2 protein-coding genes and 1 pseudogene are annotated in these 3,143 nt (G+C 42.6%); all 3 read left to right on the top strand.

Annotated elements, in window-relative coordinates; all coding sequences use genetic code 11:
- The coding region (locus IH879_13610) for an ABC transporter permease (GenBank protein MCH7675972.1) at positions 1 to 2,123 on the top strand (2,123 nt) is incomplete at its 5' end.
- A gap of 83 nt (positions 2,124 to 2,206) precedes the next feature.
- Positions 2,207 to 2,677, top strand: a complete 471-nt coding sequence (locus tag IH879_13605) for a DUF4143 domain-containing protein (protein ID MCH7675971.1) — start codon at positions 2,207 to 2,209, stop codon at positions 2,675 to 2,677.
- A gap of 284 nt (positions 2,678 to 2,961) precedes the next feature.
- A pseudogene (locus tag IH879_13600) lies at positions 2,962 to 3,143 on the top strand (four helix bundle protein).

Genomic DNA, 3,143 nt, shown 5'->3' with positions numbered 1-3,143 from the left:
GGGTATTGCCACTTAGTTTCGCAGTAGAACGTAATGCAGAAAACCGATTTCAAGAAGACAAATTTGTATTTGTAGATTCAACGTTTTTTGAAGTCTTCTCTTTTACGCTGAAACATGGCAACCCAAAAACAGTTCTGGACTCACCTGATGGTCTTGTTCTTACAGAAGAGACTGCACAAAAATACTTTGGCCAGGACAATCCTCTCGGCCAAATTCTCAGAGTAGAAGGCAAATACGACTTCAAAATTTCAGGCGTGCTCGAAGATCTTCCTGCCAATTCTCATTTTCATTTTGATTTCCTGGCTCCGATTACAAGCCTTCAAAACATCAAGGGGTGGACACTTAGATCCTGGTTTTGGCCGGAGACCTATACTTATGTTCTGCTGCCGCCGAATTATTCTTTGGACACCATAGAAAGCCAGTTCCCGAATTTCATAGCTAAACACATCGGAAGCTGGGCACCACAGAAACGAAAACTATATCTTCAGCCACTTACCGATATACGTTTGCATTCCAATCTCGAGTCCGAAATAGAGCCAACCGGCAATATTGCCTACGTGTACATTTTTTTGACCATTGCATTCTTTATCTTGTTAATCGCTTGTATTAATTTTATGAACCTGGCTACGGCGCGATCCGTAAATCGTGCTAAAGAGATCGGGCTACGGAAAGTGATTGGCGCACAGAGATCTCAACTGGTCAATCAGTTTCTCGGTGAGGCCATGTTTTACGCTTTTTTGTCATTCATTTTGGCCATTGGTATTGTTGAATTCGTATTGCCTTACTTCAATCAGTTCGTTAACAAACAGCTCGACATCAAGTACCTGGAGAATTGGCGGGTTTTGCTGGGATTCGTGACTTTGACTTTTTTTGTTGGACTGCTGTCAGGGAGTTACCCCGCTATGTTCCTTTCCAAATTTCGCCCCGTTAAGGCTCTGCAAGGTAATGCTTTCACTGGCAAGACGGGTGCTGGCCATCTACGCTTTCGTTCCATCCTGGTTGTCCTACAATTTGCGATTTCCATTGGCTTGATCATAATTGCTACGGTTATAAAAGACCAACTGTCTTATATTAAAAATAGAAATCCTGGATTTGGCAAAGACCAAATCTTAGTGATCCCCGTCCGGGATGATGCCCTTCAGAACAATCTTGCGGCATTCAAAAATAGGTTAATAGAGAACACCAACATTTTAGGAGTGACCGCTACCTCTACTATTCCGGGTATTGAACGAAACGTCAGTTTTCCTATTAAAGCCGAGGGCTTCTCTGAGGATTCGGATATAAATTTTCATAACATGTTGGTGGATCATGACTTCATTCGTACTTTTCAAATGGAAATTATTGAAGGTCGAGATTTCGCAAAAACGTTTACTGCTGATACAAGCGGATCCTTTATCTTGAACGAGACAGCTGCGGCTACGCTGGGTTGGGACTTGCCTTTGAACAAGCGAATCTCGATGCATGCTGTGGACTCGGGGCAAGATAAAAAAGGCAGGGTCATTGGCATCGTCAAGGACTTTCATTATAGGTCCTTACACTACAAAATTGCACCTCTGGTTTTGCTCGTTTCTCCACAGGCCTACTATCTGGATAATATTGCTGTGAGAGTGCATCCCCAGAACGTTTCTGAAGCTCTGGCGTTCTTAGCGGAAAAATGGCAGGAAATCTTGCCACACCGTCCATTTGTATATACCTTCCTGGACGAGTATTTTGAGCAGATGTATCAAAAAGAACAGAAAATGGGCGAGATGTTCAACTATTTCTCAGTTCTTGCCATTTTTGTTGGCTGCTTAGGATTGTTCGGTTTGGCCTCGTATACTGCTGAACAACGCACCAAAGAAATTGGTATTCGCAAGGTCCTCGGTGCATCCGTGTCGAAGATTATTATGATGCTTTCAAAAGAACTGGTTATGCTTGTTGGGATTGCTTTTATTATCGCAGGGCCGATCGCTTACTATCTCATGGAGCAATGGTTACAGGAGTTTGTATACAAGATAGAACTTAAATTACTGACTTTTGTTTTGTCGGGTATGTTGGCTCTGGTGATTGCGCTCTTAACCATAAGCTATCAGGCAATGAAAGCAGCCTTAGTCAATCCGGTTGATGCATTGCGGCATGAATAGCCGTCAGCTTTTAGCCTTCAGTTTTAAAATTTTGAGCAAATAGCTAACAATTGACGTCTGAAAGCTAAAAAGCTTTGAGATGATTGCTGAACGCTGGCGACAGAAAATTAAATGAGGAGGTCGGATTTGCCGCGGCCCCAGGATTTGGTTGCTCTGATATAGATCTTTGGCCATATTCCGAAAGACCGTTCCTTCTCGAACACTCCGTCGTGTTGTCACACCCGAAACTTGGCGCCTCATGGGAGGGATTCGCCATGGAATGCGTTGCCAGAATAATCCAAAAAGACGGTCATCCAATCTATTTTTGGAGAACACATGAAGGTGCCGAGGTTGATCTGTTCTGGCAGAAATCCGGAAAGAATTGGGGTGTTGAATTCAAATTTATGGACGCCCCACGACGCACTAAATCCATGCAGAGCGCTGTTCAGGATTTGGAGCTTGAGCATTTGTGGGTCATTTATCCCGGCGACCAGGCGTTTTCGTTGGATGACAAAATTACGACTTTGCCGCTTAGTCTAATAACGGATGAGTATCCGTTCCGGAAGAACATGTGAGCTAATTGGGTCGAAAGCCAAAATAACATTTATGGAATTCTCAAAAAGGTCCTGACACATTTTGACCTGCAGAACTCAGTTGCACCTTGAAGATATCTTTTTGAGCCAAACTAACGCCCTATCCGTCCGCTGGCGGACATCCTCTGTAATGCCAGCGGATACTTTCATTTGCCTCAATAGAACTAATCTTTCCTAAGCCTCAAAAAAACAAATTTGGCATAGTTGTTGAAAGTATTATTCAATTTACAATGAACAATTAGCAATGAACAAATGATTTGAAAAAAATGACTAAGAAAAACGTAGCATATGAGAAGTCTTACCAATTTGCAGTGAGAATTGTGAAATCTTATCAGTTTCTCACTAAAGAGTAAAAGGAGTTTGTTTTATCGAAGCAATTATTGAGAAGCGGTACTTCAATAGGCGCAAATCTCGCAGAGGCAAATGGCGCAATTTCAAAAGCCGCTTT

It is taken from the genome of candidate division KSB1 bacterium (assembly GCA_022562085.1).
Taxonomy (GTDB): domain Bacteria; phylum Zhuqueibacterota; class Zhuqueibacteria; order Oceanimicrobiales; family Oceanimicrobiaceae; genus Oceanimicrobium.
Note: the sequence above shows the minus strand (reverse complement) of the source record. Positions and strands in the feature narration are given on the sequence as shown.